Raw genomic sequence first — 15,189 nt, forward strand, 5'->3', positions numbered from 1 at the left:
TGGGAACGAGGAAAAGCCGACTATCTTGACACCCGTTAAAAAACAAAATCGGCATTATTGCAGCAATGCATCCAAAGTATCGGCGGCAAAAATGCGCCCGGCCCACTTTTCGAGTTGTCGAGTGTCGGCTTGTTGTATGCGCTGTTCGGCCCACGCAGGCAAATCACCGTATTTCAAACGAATTTGCATGCTCAACAAGTGAGCGGCTTCTTTTCGAACGCCGCGTTTCTCGCCGCGTTTCTCGCCTATTTTTTCACCTTCCTTCATGCCTTCATTTTTCCATTGCAGGGTCCAATCGGTCATTTGTTCAGCTAACATGGCGTCTACCTCATTCAGTTCTTGATACTCAGGGATGCTGTCTTGTTTTAATTTTACGCGCAATAGGCGACTTAACCAAATGGCAAAGCTTCGACGAATGTCTTGATATTGCGGCGTTTTCAGTTGTTGGTGCAAGCGCTGAATACAGGCCCGCATGTCATCCGGCGTGCGGCAATGTTCCATGGCAATCAGATGCCCGACCAGATTGTTAGGATGCTTTTGGCTGAAGTCTTTCGGGGTGTCTTTCTCTTGCAATAAAAAATAACTCAGGCGCGGCGTGTAAGCACTTAACGCGGGTTGCACCGAATCAATCAAGCCGTCTATGGCTACCGGGCCTGTCCAGTCCGGTGAACCATTATAAATGACGATGGGCATCACCGGCGGCAGTTTGTCGCCTTTTTTCAGGGACTGGGAGCGGATGATGTCTTGATAGAGCAGGCCCATATAGGTCATCACGCGATTGGCCATAAAATAGTCGTCGCTGGATTGAAACTCCAGCAGCAAATAGAGATATAGCCAGGTGTCTTTAAATTTCAGCCGCCAGATGCTGTCATCGTGACGCTGGCGTAAGTCATCGGTAACAAAACTGGCTTTATACAGTTCCAGAGTTTTAAAGTCGATAGCGTCCAGCCAGTCGGGATGAACGAAGCCGGTGATTAAGTCTTCGACCAGGCGCGGGTGACTGAATAGCAATTTATAGCCGGTGTCGTGCTTCATTGATTTTTTAGTGTTCATGGTTTTCGCATAGGACTTCACCTGTAACATATATTGCTGATAACCCAAAAACATAAATGAGAACTGAGGAAACTAGCACCGCCAATCAGGCTTGCACGGGGTAATCGAAAATCAGGTTTTTAAAGTTTTGATCGTGCATGGTTTAGGCCTCGTTTCCACACTCCAGCGCTCGCTGTTATTCATAAACTGTAGGCTAATTTTTTTTTGAGACGAGCGCATGATACAAACGCCAACCCGCCCTATTATCGACAAAATCATGCGTAAACGCTCTCACTTCAGCACGTCTTCGCGCAAAACCGTCTTCGCCGGCATGATCAACAATGAGTCTTAATTGTTGCTCAAGCTCCTCATAGCAAAAACATTTAGCGCCCGGAGTCATTTCGTCATAATCGAAATACATCTTCCGGTCTTGCGCTAAATCCGGCGCGAAAAATACAATAGGCTTATCCAGCAACAAAAAGTCGAAAAAAATCGACGAATAATCGGTGATTAAAAAATCGCAAAGGGGCATTAATGGATAAACATCACCCAAAGGCGCGTATTCCAGTAGATTCGGATAACGATCGACAGCATATCGCCCCTGCATAAAAGGATGCAGCTTCAACACGAAAAGACAATTATGGCGGACAGCAAACGCCGACAAACGCGCCAAATCCATATCACCGGCAAAAGGATTGGCTAAATCCCGGCGAAAAGTCGGCACATATAAACCGATTCGGAAGCCTTGTGATTTAGCCTTGCGTACCGTAGCCAAAGTAGATAAATCGACATTGACATCCAATAAGGCTGCCGTGACTTTGTCCGGCTCCGGCCAACCTAATAACACATCGTTCCGGGGATAACCGCAAGCAATAAACTCCATTGTCTTGAAACACCGGCTAAAAGCGCGATCGGTAAAACCTTGCGACGTTGAAACAACAACATCGTATATCGGATAGCGACCCAGCAGTTTTTTTTGCATTTGCAACAAAAAACCGGCCCAAGCCGGCATAATCGCTAAACGCTCACGATAAAGATCCAACTCGATCCGTTTTAACGGTGCTCCATGCCAGACTTGCACCCGTCTTGCACCGCACGACAAAGGAAAAACGCCATAATCGAACCAGTCCGACATATCGACTGCCAACTTACCACAGCGCAAAACCAGGAATAAAAACCGCCAAGACGGATACATGACGGCTTTCCCGCCGCCCCCGACAATCGCATGTTGAATCGTGCGATTACCGGTCAAAAAAAACGATACGCTCGTTTGATTGAGCAAACTGCGTCGCGGCAATAAAAAAATACTTGGAATTATCAGAAAATACAGGCCCTTGGCGACCGATGACAAGAGTCAAGTTCGGGTCGCGTTTGAATAAACACGTCAATGGATAAGCGAATAGCCATGCCGATATAGCCGTTAACAATTGTCGTAAAGCAAGAAATACTTCCCGAATCACTCGCTTGTTTGGCAATAAACGTATCACGGGAACAACCCTCAGGATTTGGGAATTCGAATCTTTTCGATAATCGCCGTCGTCGATACCGAAGGTGTTCTAGGCAAATAAATGACCCGGCAAATGTCGGAAAACTCATCGAACTTAACGGCCCAATCATCACCCATCACCAAAATATCGGCTTGGTGAATTTCAATATAATGCCGCTAGAGTTCCATCGATTCCTCCAAAAACACTTCATCGACACAACGCAAAGCACGAATGATTTGCACGCGTTCATGTTGATCGTAAACCGGATAACGATTTTTTTTGGCAAAATTCATCGCATCAGTCGAAACGCCAACCGATAAACAATCGCCCAATTCACGGGCGCGCTCCAAAATGCGCAGATGGCCGACATGAAAAACGTCGAAAGTACCAAAGGTAATCACGCGCATAAACTAATCGATAATGGGTACCGACTTTACCCGCAGTTCGGCTAGTATATTCGATAACAAGTGCCAATGCTGAATGATCGCATTAAGAATTTCACAGGCTTGTTGATGATGGGATTCATATTCATGGGCAATAGTGTTGTTGACTTCGCGTAATAAAAACCACTGATCCACATCCATGATATTCAGCTTTTCTAGTTGATTAAGCAGATCTAAAAAAGGCTTATCAACATTTTCACCCTGAAAAAGAAAAAAGGCCTTGAACCCCCTGGCTCCGATCGTATCCTGCGCTTTGGAAAAGCGGTAAATCATTTGATCGGCAAAAGCCAGATGCCCCCTGCTGTTCAACTAAGCGGGTCTCGTCTTCGTTAACGCGATATCTTGCAATCCGTAAGGCGTCAATAGGCGATAGCCATATTGCGCCGTATGTTGGTCTTTAACCATTCGGCGCATTACGCTAGCGCGAATACGCCCTACGCGTGTTACGTGCGCTTGATGTGAAGTCAAGCCGCTCGCAGCATAAAATCCACATGCACTGCATCGTAAGGAAAAATCACTTTTCCGCTGTTGGCCTTGTCCAGCAGGCCGCAATGCAGCAAGGTGGTAATATCGCCGTGTACCGCCTTGACATCCCGGTCGACGCGGCGGGCCACTTCGCGAATGCTCAATTCACCAGCGCCGGTCATGGCTTTTAAGAGTTGCCAGCGTTTCAAGGTCAGTGTTTTCCAAAGCATCTCTTCGGATTCAAACCCAATGAACTGACTTTGTTTTTGGCCTGTGTCGAACACGGCCATAAACCGCGAGTTAATGGATTCTCGATTGGTGATGCCTATCGTAACTTCATTCATGATGAACTCTCCATTGGTCTACGTCTTGCCAAAAGTCCGCTAGTAGTTGTTGGGGTGTGGTGAACGTGTAGTCATATTCCTCGCCCTCGATATGTTTATGGTCGCCTTTGCCAAATTCGTTGTCGTAACGCAAGACGCACACGCCGCTGACCACGTAAGCCAGCCTGTATTTAAAAGCATGTGCGCTGCCGGCCAATGGGCTAGGTACGCGCCAAACGACCAACTCTACAAAGCTGTTGTCAGTTTGAATCAAGCGCTCTTTCAATAACAGTTCGGCTTTCATATTGGAGAGTTTGGCAATACATTGGATTGTTGTCAAATACTCCAACATTCAACGCGGTAACTTGCAAGGGCACCAAGAGGCGTAGCCATATATCGCGCCCGCAATGTTAGCCTTTAACCATTCGGCGCATTACGCTAGCGCTAATACGCCCTACGCGGGCTAATCGTTCTTGTAGAAGTATCGCAACAATGTGCTTCGTTCCTCACCAAACCCTATGGAGTTACATCTTAAGGGCTCAATATGACTTTATAGAAATAAAGAATTTATGACTATAATAAAAAAAATTGAACGCATATCTTGTTAATTTACCGGATATAGCAGCAGAACCTAAATACCAAGCGTGATTGACATCGACAAAGGCATATTTATTTGGCATTAAAGCATAACGTATCAACCTTAATATATGCTTTGTAGTCAATGGACTTGCAAGCTTTCTTGCATTTTCTAAGGAATGGTTTTGATCTATATCAACAAGAACCCAATCGATTGCTCTTATACAATCAGGCGAAGGTTTCGTAAAAAAATGTTTTGCATTAACTAATGCATAATCAGTAAGGCTATCAGTTAAATCTTCATTTTTTAACAATTGAATATATCTATAAGACGCATTTTCAATTTTTATTCTTAAATACTCAAGTTCTGAATTCGTGCGGTCATTAAAAATAGGTTCTACTTTTTCACTCTCTTGATGATAGCCTATTACTGAAGGATGATCTGCTATTGTAAAAATATTTTCAATAACACAAGCCACTCCTTGATCAAAGAGCCAATCCTGATTTTTTAGGCCGGATAAAGCCGAACGGCTATGTGAAATAAAAGGGAATACTTTACCTATTTCATGAATATCAATATGATCTGCTCTTACACCTAAATAATACCCTTTAACCTCATATTGATGTCCAAATTTCGTTAAAATTTTCCGCAACGACCTTTGACAAGTAAGACGCCATCCCGTATCAACAAGCGCCCAATCGTTGGTAAACAAAAGATCTTCTTGTACAAAATATTTTTTGGTAGCACCAATAACTTTATTTATATTCTCAAGAATAAGTTTTGAAACCTCTTCGGATTCCAAACATAACCAAAAGAAAGGGATTTTTTCAAGTTCTAACTTTTTGTCAAATTCAAAAATATTGTAATAATTTAAATGCTCTTCTATTTGCTCAGGTTGAACACTTAAGCAAGCCAATAACTCTCTAATGGTTTGATGTGGAATTAAATGCTCCAACCAATCCAGTTCATTTTTGTTAATATTTTTAAGCGAAGGTAAATGCCACGCTTGTCGAGAACCAAATAAGTAATGACAATGTGGAAAGTCATTACTTCGTAAGTTTTTAGCAATTCGATAAAGAATTTGACCATCTCTTGATACAAAAAAAAGCCGTTTAATTCCCTTTGATTTTGCATCTAGTAAAACCCAACTAACATAAGACGTTAACAATGGCGTGATAATATCACTTGACACTATATCGAACAGCTTATCTTGTTGACTATCCGAATTCATGGTAAGTCGTAACAGACGACTTGTTCCAACGAGCTTAGAATAAGAATATATGTCTTGCTTTTTTAATACCTTTAATGCGAGTTTTTCATAACCTGAAAGATGCGCATCTGTAAAATGTTCAGTCTCAATACCAAGGGAATTAGCAATTTTTACATCTGAATGGAAGTTATCACCGCAATGAATTAGCTGCCGATAAGAAATGTTTTCTAATCGGCAAACTTCTTTGAATAAGTTTCCACTATGTTTTGTTAAGCCACATTCGCCAGATACATAAACTTTATCATCATGGCGCGCAATATTAAAATCAATAAGACATTGTTTTATAAAGAAAGTAGGCAGATACATATCAGAAATAAAAATAACCCGGTAACCTTGCTGTCGAAGCTGGTCAATCTTATTTTTTATATAACAAATTGGTTTCAATGCTTTGTATTCAAAATCCATTTCCATCTGCATTGCCTCATTAATATCAAAACTCCAAGGCAAAAGAGATTTCATATACTGATATATATCATGCAATCCTATATCTTCTTTATCCGATCTGTTTATATTTCTAACTTCTCTCTCCGCTCGCTTTCTTATGCTAACAAAGTATTTAACGGTGCATTCGTCAAAACCGTAAATACTATATTTTTTTAAAAAAACATGGGCTAAATCGAAAAATAAGTCAGTAGGACATGCGTAGATTCGAGTCAAACAAGTGTCAAACACATCAAATGAATATATTTTATTTTGTTGAATATTCATTATCACTCATCGAATTGGAAAGTTTTTATTAATCAAAATCCTCCACCATTTAAATATATATTTAAAAAAGGCATGATTTTTGATTCTGCTAAATTTACTTAAATCGCTCTGGATACTTATAATACCATCTATAATTTCAGTTTTTCCTATGTGCTCAGGCTGAAAAAAAATATTCTCAGAAACCCAAATTGAAAACTCTTTGATAAACTTATCCGCTTGATCAATTCCTGAAGTTTTGCTTTGCTCATGACATCTAGCTGAGGACAAAAAAACATTAGTCATTTTTGGTTTTGAAATATTAAAAAACTTAAACCATAGGTCAACATCCATGCAATAATGAAGATTATTATTTATTCTATTAAAATTACTAAAAATATGTCTGTTCCAAAATGTTGATGGTTGATAAAAATAATTAGAACTCCATTTTAGAAAAGTAGTTATTGTAATCGGCTCTAATGGAACATTCTTATTTAGAATATATCCTTTCTTATTGATAACAAATGCCGCCCCTATCAGCCAACATGGCTGTTTGCAATCTATTAAATGAGCAACATTCTTTAGCGCATCTTTCAATAAAATATCATCAGAGCATAACCAGTTGTATATGTCGCCAGAACACTTTTCAAATCCTTTATTTATTGCATGGCTTTGACCTTTATCGCTCTCGCTTACCCAATAGGTCAGCCATGGTTCGTATTTTCTGATGATTTCAATTGATTCATCCGTACTGCCACCGTCGATGATGACATATTCCAGATTTGGATAGTTTTGTAACAATACCGAGCGTATCGTTTCTTCGATAAATTGCCCTTGATTAAACGAAGGTGTGACAATGCTGATTTTGGGCCAGGACTCTCCATTCGGCATTGTCGCGGGTAAAAGCGGATGTTCTTCAGTCCATGGCCAACCTTTTTTACCCTTAGGGGCCGACGGAAGTTGACTCAACAGGGTACCGGATGATGTTTTGCTCAAAGCTTATTAACCTTTATTTAAACTTTACCGTCCATAGACAGATATATTTTTGGTGCTTCCGAAATTTCCCGTGGCAGAAGCTACGCCACTACTTCGACATGACAAACACAATGAATAATAACAACTTTATCAACAATTTAAATCCATTCTAATGTTGCGAATAATTATCATTATCTATTACTACTAAAAGTCTTTTATAAAATCATATTTTGGAATCACGGGCATAAGAATCATTTACGCGTATTTCTAATCAACGCACATTAGGATTGAAATCCAGTTTTTCTATACGGCTGGCTACATAGATAAACTAGCAACATCAGGTAAAGCATATGACGGAGTATAAAAACCAAAATGCAGAATACATAGTTCGGTTCATCGAGATTTACTAAGACTTAACACTTGTTCGTAGACTGCTAGATATGCCTTAGCAACCACTGGATAAGAAAATTTAGCAACCGCATCGGCACAGGCCTGCTTTGACAGTGCATCTTTCCGATGCTCATCCGCCAATACCCACTGAATGCCATCAGCCAAGTCCTCGGTATCAAAAGCCTTAGCCAACCAGCCGTTTTGTTTATGCGTGACGATATCGGGCAAGCCGCAGGTGTCGAAAGCAATTACGGGCGTACTGCAAGCCAGCGACTCTACCGCCGTTGTTGGTAAATTATCTTGCCTTGAAGGCACAACCATCGCATCGGCTGCACTATAAACCACTCTAAGACTGAGATCGTCATGCAAATGCCCTAGATAATGCATCGGAAACCCAATGTCAGGCAAATTTTCAGGACGCCTCTCGCCAAAAATCAGTACTTGCAAACCCGGTATCTGCCCTTGTAAATGCTTTAAAGCTCTGAATAAGAGATCGGCGCCCTTACGCGGATCGCGCCCCCCACCCATCGCACCAAACATGATGATAGGCTCCTCTTCGGACAATCCCAAAAGCCTTCTGGCAAGCGCCCGCTCAATCGGTTGCCAAACGGCTGTATCCAAAGCATTTGGTATAACGGTAACAGGCCAGTTATGCATCAATACGCTTTGTTTCACGCACTCAGCCAGCCAACGGCTCGGCGTAACTATGTGCATAGGCCGCTTCCAAGATTTTAGTTTACGGTTCCAAACCCAACGATTGAGATCGAAGCCGGATTCGTGAAGCGGTCTGTTTTTTACAGAATAACCATCCCGATAGCGCTGATCATCGGTGTAATGCTCGGCACCGCTAAATGACCACATGTCGTGAAGCGTCCAGACGATGGGCTTCTTGATTCGACCAATGTCAGCAATTGAGAGCATTTCATTTTGAACCCAATGTAGATGCACGATGTCCGCATCGCTGGCATTGATCCGATCGACCCAGCGCGACGGCAATATTTGGGGTGAATGAATGATGGGATTGCCGGTTTTCAGGACTCGCGTCAGTTGCGCGCCCAATTGAGCGCGAACGACAGCCATCACTTTTTCCAGCTTACTGACTGGTCCATCCACCGTCCAGTCACCGGCCGATGCTTTATTCACCCACATCCGTGAGTCAATACCTGCATCCCTTAAGCAGTGATGAGTACGGTACGCTGCGCGGGCTGCACCGCCTTGGATGTCTGAGTGGTTTAGTTGGAAAACTTTCAAGATCAAAAGACCATTTTTAAAAAAACGAGAGTAGGATCTTCGTCAACGGACGAGCTACTTGCCCAGGTAGATGCCGAGTTATGTGCCAGAGAGTACGTGAACGCTTTTCCACGGCACGGGCTGCATCGAGATTCAACTGACCTGTACGAACAAATACTCGCCCATAGGCCACTGAATCTCTGGGTTCCAACCCCATGACCCGAAGGGCAAAATCCCATGAATAGCGAAAATGGAATGTCTGGGGCAGATGACAGAGAATCACTGCTGCAAAGCAGTTCGCAATCAAATATTGTCCTCCCATACGCAGGTGCTTTGCCGTGTCGGCAACCATTTGCAAAGGGTCTGGTACATGTTCAAAGACATCGGTTGCGATCATCACGTCAAATTCTCCACTCAATGCTGGCCGGTAACGAACATTTTCTGTTTTCTCTGCACGAGCAATCGCAATCGGATGTGGATGAGGCTCGATTACTTCCACTTCGGCTGTGGGCAATGCCTGTCCAATCATACGCGCCAGCCCGCCGAAACCACCTCCAAATTCAGCCACAAGCCGTGGTGATTGTCTAATAACCCAATCGACAAATCTTTGTCGGTGATAGAGACTCTGTGCATGCTGCTCGATGAACAAGCCATTCAATACCCAAACGGGATGGGAGTAATAAGCAGCTATCCGCCCATTTGTTACGAAAGGATCACAGATCAGCTCGGCCCATGACTCGTCCATTAAATTCCAAACCTGTTCTAAATCTGGATAGCCGCCGAAGCGCTCAAATACCGTTGCGAGCCATCGTTGGTCATCTTCCTTAATTAGCTTACACTCATCTGTGGCGATCCAGTGGGTTAGGTCAACCATCTGACTTTCCAAGAATAGTTAATGATAGTGCCATAATTGCCGACACGGAATTTCATGAAACTCAGCCATCGCCGAAGTTGATATTTTTTAACGTCATTCACATACCCCACGCTTTAACTTGCGATACGCGAAACTCGCTAATCGGCGCGGAAGTTTCAAGAGCGACCATGGCAAGCGAATATTCCGGCCACCAAAGGCATTATCGAAAACATAACGATCTGCTTCAATGTTTTGTAACACATCATTTGGGTGGATCAAATCGCCCAACTCGGCCGTTGACATGTTCGCTAACGGGCTGTCTACCGATGAGGTATGCGTGGATTCCGCACCAAAACCGATGTTGCTAACCAGGTTCACATTCGGTGTGGCTGTCAAACCACCGCGATACCAAACACTCGCTGTCCAAGGATAAGCCCATGAATCAATCTGACCGGCACGTACTCGCTCAAAAATTGCGCGCCAATAACGTTGCTCCACTGGATCTGGCATTTTATGCTGCCAATCCTCAGACCTTTTCCAATCAATCCAGAAGGGGAGTTCTCCCTGGTAGTGCTGCCAAGCGCGCCGCCATGTAGCCCAACCCCAGCAGTGGTTATATTTGGAGAAATAATAAGATGCTTCGCCCCGCTTGCGCCCGTTCTGGAAATTGTTGCCGGTAATCACCCAGACACGTTCGTCGTCGGTATAGCGATTGAGCAAATTGTCGCAGAAGTTAAAAAAGTCAGAGTGTGGCAAACAATCATCTTCAAGAATGATCCCCTGGTCCTCATGTTCGAAAAACCAGGTAATCGCACTACTCACTGCAGATTTGCAGCCCAGATTGTCATCCCGAAACAGGGTCATAACCTCGCATGGCCAATCGACAGCGGTGGCGATTTCGCGCACCTTTGCAACTTTTTCTGCTTCACCTTTTCGCTTTTCTCTGGCTCCATCCGCTGCAATATATAACCGAGGTGGCTTTGCTTTGCGAATGGCTTCGAATACCTGGCGCGTGGTGTCCGGTCGATTGAAAACGAGAAACAGTACAGCAGTGTTGAGGATAGCGGGTGAAACCGTTTCCTGTTCCTTTGAAGTTTCAACCGCGCTCTGCTCACTTTTTGTTTTAAACCATCTCATTGGTGATCCCACCGTCCCCAATAGTTTTCCTGTTGCGGATGCACCTCCGGGTCGCCATACACTTCACGGGGCAATGCCTGAAAAATACGTGCATTGGTACGCTTGGCCAAGCCAAGCATATTGATGGCGCCATGAACACGGGTCTTGATCTTCCGAATAGGATCATGCTGATAGTGAATTGGACTGGCGGGGCATGCGAGGTTGTAAATCTGATCCACCTCGACATATAACGGGAATGTCACATCGTGACCATAGGCGAGTAAGCGTTCACAAAGATGGCTACCAAGAAAGCCAGCACCGCCGGTGACAAGAGTGCGAGAGCAGGGGTTGTAGTTTTTCATTTATATCAACGATACCCTATTATTCTTGAAAAACACTGTATTCATACATTTTGCATATAGAGAGTAATCCTGCGCTTGCATATAGTTAGCAATAGGGCTTTCAATGATTTCATGCAAACTGCTTCCTAACACTTCTACCAAAACAATCTTTGGTCTGTATTTACCCCAGTTATTTGACTTCAACACACCCAAATCAAGGCCTTCTACATCAATAGTCAAAAAATCAATAATCTGCCCGTCGGATAGATATTCATCTAGCAAACATGTCAGCGTTTTAACAGTTACTTGTTTTGTTTTGATTATCCGATAAGGATTTGATTGAAAGTTTCTTTGCTCCGACAATTGTTTTGAAAAGCCATTTAGCGCAGGCTCGTTGAATATGTAGTAATCAAGTGTACCCATGGCTTCTGCAATACCTGTTTCAACATTAATATCGCGTGGACGTTCACGATGGAACGCATCCATACTACCGGGCATTGCATCAACATTAATACCGAACCATCCTCGTCGGTAAAACAAGTAGGTATTCGAAAATCGGTTCGGATGGTGAGCGCCAATATCGACATAGAACCCTGATTTTTGCTGCTCAAAAATTCGCTGAAGTATTTGATCCTCCCCTTCCTGTGACCAAGTTCTTTGTTGCCACGGATCCCATTGAATAAAAAAATAGATGCGACGTATCAAGAGCATTAACGAATTAGGCAACAATGATTTTAATCGTTCTATATTGGACATTTTTTAGCATTATATTTACTGATTAATAATCAGAGTATTTTGTGATAGTCGTCAACGACCTAAACAATCTTTATTGCTGGATTCTACAGATAACTTTTAAGATATTGAGCGTTTGCATTTTCATCAAAAACATTTTTCTAGTCTCAAGTTGCACTAAGTCAGCGAGCAAAGCAGCGGTTGCATAAGAAATCACAGTTGCCCAAGCCGCACCTCTCACCCCATACAACGGAATGAGAGCTGAATTAACTGCGATATTAACAACAGCACCCAATGCCGTTCTTTGCAAGCTCAGAATCTGCCTGTTTTCTGCAAGAAACCATTTACCACTAGCTACACCCAGAAAGACAAATACGGCAGCCCAAATATGAATGGAAAGTACGGTGCCAGCCTGTTCGTAAGCGCTGCCAAAAAGCAAAGTGACAATCGGTGTCGCTAGAAACGTCAATGGAATTGCTATCGCGATGGCGAGCCAAACCATCAGGTCATAGAGCTGTTGCAATTGGCGATAGTATTGCTCCTCGCTTCGTTTTTTGGCTTCCAAAATCGCAGGAAACACCGACGCCACAATCGACATCGGCACAAAATACCACACCTCGCTGATTCGCACGGCGGCACTATAAATGCCGACGGCTTCATCGCCAATCATCTGCCCCAGCATGATCTGATCGATCTTCATATAAATCATCACAGCGATGCTGGACAAAAACAGCGGCCAGCTATCGGCAAGCAACGATTTGGCCCGACTCATCCTGGCTTGTAGCAGCCTTAGACCCGGGCCTCGCAACCCCAGCACAATCAGCAGAGACAAAGCCACGATCAGCGCTTGAGCCGTCATCACCCAAGCAAACGCAATCAACGGCGCGTTATTCATGATCAGCGCCACATTGATGCCGGTAAAAATCAGGAATACGCCATTTTGTACCCAAACCGTGTATTTGGACTGAACCTGAGATTCGAACCAGTACATAGCCACATCAGACGCCTTAAATAGCATCGTGGCGCCGAGGATGGCTACAAGGGTTTTAGAAAGTTGATCATCGGCGCGCATCCAGAAGATCGCCGCAATAATAAATCCATAGGCCAACAATCCGCCAACGAACTGCAAGACCGCTGCGGTGCCCAGCGTTTCATCCCTGCATTGCGGATCACGCACCAGATTTCTGACCACGATACTTTGCAGCCCTAGCACGGAAATGGCACTGAATAGCCCCACAAAAGCCGTGGCAAAGTTCAGCAGGCCAAATTGCTCCGGGCCGAGATAACGCGCAATCCAAACGCCAACGAAGAGCCCGACACCCATGCGCAGGATTTTGTCGAAAAACAACCAGCCGATGTTTTCGACAATCTTGATTAAGTTCGGCCGATGTGCGATGCGGCGATGAATGAAATTGGGAATCAATTTCAAAATGGAATCGGGGACCGGTTTTTTCTGTTTTTCAAGCTCAACATGTACTTCAAATCAGCTTCGGTATTTTTTAGCTCAGTTGCTTTTGTCTTATTATTCAAGTAGAACTCCCACACTTTCGGCTATAAAGATCCGCTCGGCCCAGTGCTCCAGTTGTTCGGTGTCGGCTTGCTCGATTTTGAGCTGCGCCGAGGCAGGTAAATCGCCGTATTTTAAACGAATTTGTTTACTTATTCTGGTTCCCACTGCCCGCCGTGGGAACCTATACCTTGGCATCGGCGCAAAAGTCGGCATGTACTCCTAATTTATGCCCTTTCGGGTATGCAGGAGAGTGGGAACGAGGTAACTTTTCGTCAAAACGCGGCAAATAAATCGTATTTCCATACCCCGTTGCTTCAGCGCTTTAGCCGAAGTTAAACAGCGATGAATTGATCTGTGCCAATGCGTATTTCAGTTTAAGTTTTCATACCATTTCTACATTTAAGCCAAGGCATTTTCGGTAACAGCACCAATGTATCATCAACCTTTTAGAATCGATCATCCGTTGTCACAAAGATGTCGTATAGTGTGAAGCATCATGCCGCAGCCGTTGTGGTTGGAGGATAGTGCTCGATCGTATTCCGATAAAGATCGATAACTGGAAAACACAGCTCATAATCTCCCCAAATTAATTCACCGTATTCCACTCTAAAATCTGCAAACAGGTCGCGGCTAATGTCTTCGATGCCGTCCAGCATTGAGCGCTTCAGCGAACGGCAGAATTTCTTGCTGACGTTTTTGACTTTGATTAATACGTCGTCGGAGTTTGTCACGGGTCTATCGGGTTATTGGCTAACCGTTTGAAATAAATAGATGGCGAAACATTCATCACAGGCTATTTTCACCAACTTGCTCGTTGTGCTTTTTTTCTGCTTCGAGGTTTGCTAATCGGGCGAGTTCTTCTATGGGTAAATCCGGTAATCCGTTGCGCCGCCATTCAGTGTAATTAAATCGTTCTCGGGATATTGCCATTAAAAAACGTTCAGCTTCGACTAAGCCTAATGCCTGTATCAATGCATTCATCCCGTCCATACGTATTTCGGTTTCAGTTTTCATACCATTTCTCCATATATGCCAAGGCATTTTGCGGTAACAGTGCCAATGTATCATCGGCCACAGGCAAATATTTTAGTAATCGATCATCTGTTGTTACGAAGAGTTCTGCGCCGCCTGCAATGGAACAAGCCACATGCAAAGCATCGTATTTGCCTACGCCCAATGTCATTAGGTTTGTTGCTCGTGCAATGATGCTGTCATCGATCATTATCACGGTAGATGCTAGAGTTCGCCAATGGAGTATGGCGATTCGATGTTCTTGGAACGGGTTTTTTGAGCATTCAAAATCGAGAATTGAAGACTACAGAAGTTCATGTTCGTTATCCTTGATCTTTTGTTGAATCACAATTTTAGATTCCGTTTCGATTCGAATACGCGACTGAGTTTGGTCGTCATAAGGTCGATTAAAGCAACACATATCAAGATAGATTTTCATCATGTTACCTCGTGATATTGGATGCTAAGGATAGCGCCGTTCATGTAGACATTCTCTCGACTGGTTAACATCGGGTGAAAGCCGGCGCCGTTGCGGCCGATAATCCTTAAGCATTCGCCGCGTTTGACTTCAAACGATACGTCGTCCACAGCCCAGAACTCGTCTTTTCTTAGTTTGTTGGATCGATCAGGCAAGTGTAGCGAATCGCGGGCAATGTCTTCGATGCCGTAAAGCATAGACCGTTTTAGCGAACGACAGAATCTTTTGCTGATGTTTTCGACTTTGATTAATACGTCGTCGGGGTTTGGCAT

The 15,189-nt window shown here is 43.8% G+C and carries 20 protein-coding genes; all 20 read right to left on the reverse strand.

The window, feature by feature from the left end:
• Nucleotides 1-54 precede the first annotated feature (54 nt).
• A complete protein-coding gene (locus tag ACINK7_RS17930; protein WP_404357381.1) occupies nt 55-1,053 on the reverse strand; it encodes an Rpn family recombination-promoting nuclease/putative transposase in 999 nt (332 codons plus the stop codon).
• 193 nt (nt 1,054-1,246) lie between these two features.
• Nucleotides 1,247-2,314 (reverse strand): CDP-glycerol glycerophosphotransferase family protein, encoded by a 1,068-nt coding sequence (locus ACINK7_RS17935; protein WP_404357383.1) that lies wholly within the window; start codon nt 2,312-2,314, stop codon nt 1,247-1,249.
• A 381-nt stretch (nt 2,315-2,695) separates the two neighbouring features.
• Nucleotides 2,696-2,926, reverse strand: coding sequence for an adenylyltransferase/cytidyltransferase family protein (locus tag ACINK7_RS17940; protein WP_404357385.1), 231 nt, complete (start codon nt 2,924-2,926; stop codon nt 2,696-2,698).
• Nucleotides 2,927-2,929: 3 nt separating this feature from the next.
• Complete coding sequence (locus tag ACINK7_RS17945; protein ID WP_404357387.1) at nt 2,930-3,271, reverse strand: hypothetical protein; 342 nt, start codon at nt 3,269-3,271, stop codon at nt 2,930-2,932.
• 155 nt (nt 3,272-3,426) lie between these two features.
• Entirely contained in the window at nt 3,427-3,771 is a 345-nt protein-coding gene (locus ACINK7_RS17950; RefSeq protein ID WP_404357389.1) for a hypothetical protein, read from the reverse strand.
• Nucleotides 3,764-4,054, reverse strand: coding sequence for a DUF6516 family protein (locus ACINK7_RS17955; RefSeq protein WP_404357391.1), 291 nt, complete (start codon nt 4,052-4,054; stop codon nt 3,764-3,766). The genes ACINK7_RS17950 and ACINK7_RS17955 overlap by 8 nt, the downstream gene beginning before the upstream one ends.
• A gap of 235 nt (nt 4,055-4,289) precedes the next feature.
• Nucleotides 4,290-6,305, reverse strand: a complete 2,016-nt coding sequence (locus tag ACINK7_RS17960; protein ID WP_404357393.1) for an HAD family hydrolase — start codon at nt 6,303-6,305, stop codon at nt 4,290-4,292.
• Nucleotides 6,306-6,311: 6 nt separating this feature from the next.
• Nucleotides 6,312-7,277, reverse strand: a complete 966-nt coding sequence (locus ACINK7_RS17965) for a glycosyltransferase family 2 protein (RefSeq protein ID WP_404357394.1) — start codon at nt 7,275-7,277, stop codon at nt 6,312-6,314.
• Between the two features lie 372 nt (nt 7,278-7,649).
• Nucleotides 7,650-8,903 carry a glycosyltransferase family 4 protein gene (locus ACINK7_RS17970; protein WP_404357396.1) on the reverse strand — a complete coding sequence of 418 codons (1,254 nt, stop codon included), beginning with the start codon at nt 8,901-8,903 and terminating at the stop codon, nt 7,650-7,652.
• A gap of 10 nt (nt 8,904-8,913) precedes the next feature.
• Nucleotides 8,914-9,750 carry a class I SAM-dependent methyltransferase gene (locus ACINK7_RS17975; protein WP_404357398.1) on the reverse strand — a complete coding sequence of 279 codons (837 nt, stop codon included), beginning with the start codon at nt 9,748-9,750 and terminating at the stop codon, nt 8,914-8,916.
• Nucleotides 9,751-9,843: 93 nt separating this feature from the next.
• Complete coding sequence (locus ACINK7_RS17980; RefSeq protein ID WP_404357400.1) at nt 9,844-10,866, reverse strand: nucleotide-diphospho-sugar transferase; 1,023 nt, start codon at nt 10,864-10,866, stop codon at nt 9,844-9,846.
• Nucleotides 10,863-11,207, reverse strand: coding sequence for a GDP-mannose 4,6-dehydratase (locus ACINK7_RS17985; RefSeq protein ID WP_404357402.1), 345 nt, complete (start codon nt 11,205-11,207; stop codon nt 10,863-10,865). The genes ACINK7_RS17980 and ACINK7_RS17985 overlap by 4 nt, the downstream gene beginning before the upstream one ends.
• A complete protein-coding gene (locus ACINK7_RS17990; RefSeq protein ID WP_404357404.1) occupies nt 11,208-11,942 on the reverse strand; it encodes an FkbM family methyltransferase in 735 nt (244 codons plus the stop codon). It abuts the gene before it with no gap.
• 70 nt (nt 11,943-12,012) lie between these two features.
• Entirely contained in the window at nt 12,013-13,347 is a 1,335-nt protein-coding gene (locus tag ACINK7_RS17995) for a flippase (RefSeq protein ID WP_404357406.1), read from the reverse strand.
• Between the two features lie 93 nt (nt 13,348-13,440).
• Complete coding sequence (locus ACINK7_RS18000; RefSeq protein ID WP_404357408.1) at nt 13,441-13,593, reverse strand: hypothetical protein; 153 nt, start codon at nt 13,591-13,593, stop codon at nt 13,441-13,443.
• Between the two features lie 329 nt (nt 13,594-13,922).
• Nucleotides 13,923-14,159: a hypothetical protein gene (locus ACINK7_RS18005; RefSeq protein ID WP_404357410.1), complete on the reverse strand. Its 237-nt coding sequence runs from the start codon at nt 14,157-14,159 to the stop codon at nt 13,923-13,925.
• A gap of 55 nt (nt 14,160-14,214) precedes the next feature.
• The gene (locus tag ACINK7_RS18010) at nt 14,215-14,442 is read right to left on the reverse strand and encodes a hypothetical protein (RefSeq protein WP_404357412.1); all 228 of its coding nucleotides are present in this window, start codon (nt 14,440-14,442) and stop codon (nt 14,215-14,217) included.
• A complete protein-coding gene (locus ACINK7_RS18015) occupies nt 14,432-14,650 on the reverse strand; it encodes a hypothetical protein (protein WP_404357414.1) in 219 nt (72 codons plus the stop codon). Before ACINK7_RS18015 ends, ACINK7_RS18010 begins: the two co-directional genes overlap by 11 nt.
• 93 nt (nt 14,651-14,743) lie before the next feature.
• The gene (locus ACINK7_RS18020) at nt 14,744-14,881 is read right to left on the reverse strand and encodes a hypothetical protein (protein WP_404357416.1); all 138 of its coding nucleotides are present in this window, start codon (nt 14,879-14,881) and stop codon (nt 14,744-14,746) included.
• Nucleotides 14,878-15,189, reverse strand: a complete 312-nt coding sequence (locus ACINK7_RS18025; RefSeq protein WP_404357418.1) for a hypothetical protein — start codon at nt 15,187-15,189, stop codon at nt 14,878-14,880. Before ACINK7_RS18025 ends, ACINK7_RS18020 begins: the two co-directional genes overlap by 4 nt.

The sequence above is a fragment of the Methylotuvimicrobium sp. KM1 genome (assembly GCF_044788715.1).
In the GTDB taxonomy this organism is placed as follows: Bacteria; Pseudomonadota; Gammaproteobacteria; order Methylococcales; family Methylomonadaceae; genus Methylotuvimicrobium.

What these genes read in the sequence shown, in the direction of transcription:
- ACINK7_RS17930 (WP_404357381.1), bottom strand. Translation starts at nt 1,053, where the DNA reads ATGAACACTAAAAAATCAATGAAGCACGACACCGGCTATAAATTGCTA.
- ACINK7_RS17940 (WP_404357385.1), bottom strand. Translation starts at nt 2,926, where the DNA reads ATGCGCGTGATTACCTTTGGTACTTTCGACGTTTTTCATGTCGGCCAT.
- ACINK7_RS17950 (WP_404357389.1), bottom strand. Translation starts at nt 3,771, where the DNA reads ATGAATGAAGTTACGATAGGCATCACCAATCGAGAATCCATTAACTCG.
- ACINK7_RS17955 (WP_404357391.1), bottom strand. Translation starts at nt 4,054, where the DNA reads ATGAAAGCCGAACTGTTATTGAAAGAGCGCTTGATTCAAACTGACAAC.
- ACINK7_RS17960 (WP_404357393.1), bottom strand. Translation starts at nt 6,305, where the DNA reads ATGAATATTCAACAAAATAAAATATATTCATTTGATGTGTTTGACACT.
- ACINK7_RS17975 (WP_404357398.1), bottom strand. Translation starts at nt 9,750, where the DNA reads ATGGTTGACCTAACCCACTGGATCGCCACAGATGAGTGTAAGCTAATT.
- ACINK7_RS17980 (WP_404357400.1), bottom strand. Translation starts at nt 10,866, where the DNA reads ATGAGATGGTTTAAAACAAAAAGTGAGCAGAGCGCGGTTGAAACTTCA.
- ACINK7_RS17985 (WP_404357402.1), bottom strand. Translation starts at nt 11,207, where the DNA reads ATGAAAAACTACAACCCCTGCTCTCGCACTCTTGTCACCGGCGGTGCT.
- ACINK7_RS17990 (WP_404357404.1), bottom strand. Translation starts at nt 11,942, where the DNA reads ATGTCCAATATAGAACGATTAAAATCATTGTTGCCTAATTCGTTAATG.
- ACINK7_RS18010 (WP_404357412.1), bottom strand. Translation starts at nt 14,442, where the DNA reads ATGAAAACTGAAACCGAAATACGTATGGACGGGATGAATGCATTGATA.
- ACINK7_RS18015 (WP_404357414.1), bottom strand. Translation starts at nt 14,650, where the DNA reads ATGATCGATGACAGCATCATTGCACGAGCAACAAACCTAATGACATTG.
- ACINK7_RS18020 (WP_404357416.1), bottom strand. Translation starts at nt 14,881, where the DNA reads ATGATGAAAATCTATCTTGATATGTGTTGCTTTAATCGACCTTATGAC.
- ACINK7_RS18025 (WP_404357418.1), bottom strand. Translation starts at nt 15,189, where the DNA reads ATGCCAAACCCCGACGACGTATTAATCAAAGTCGAAAACATCAGCAAA.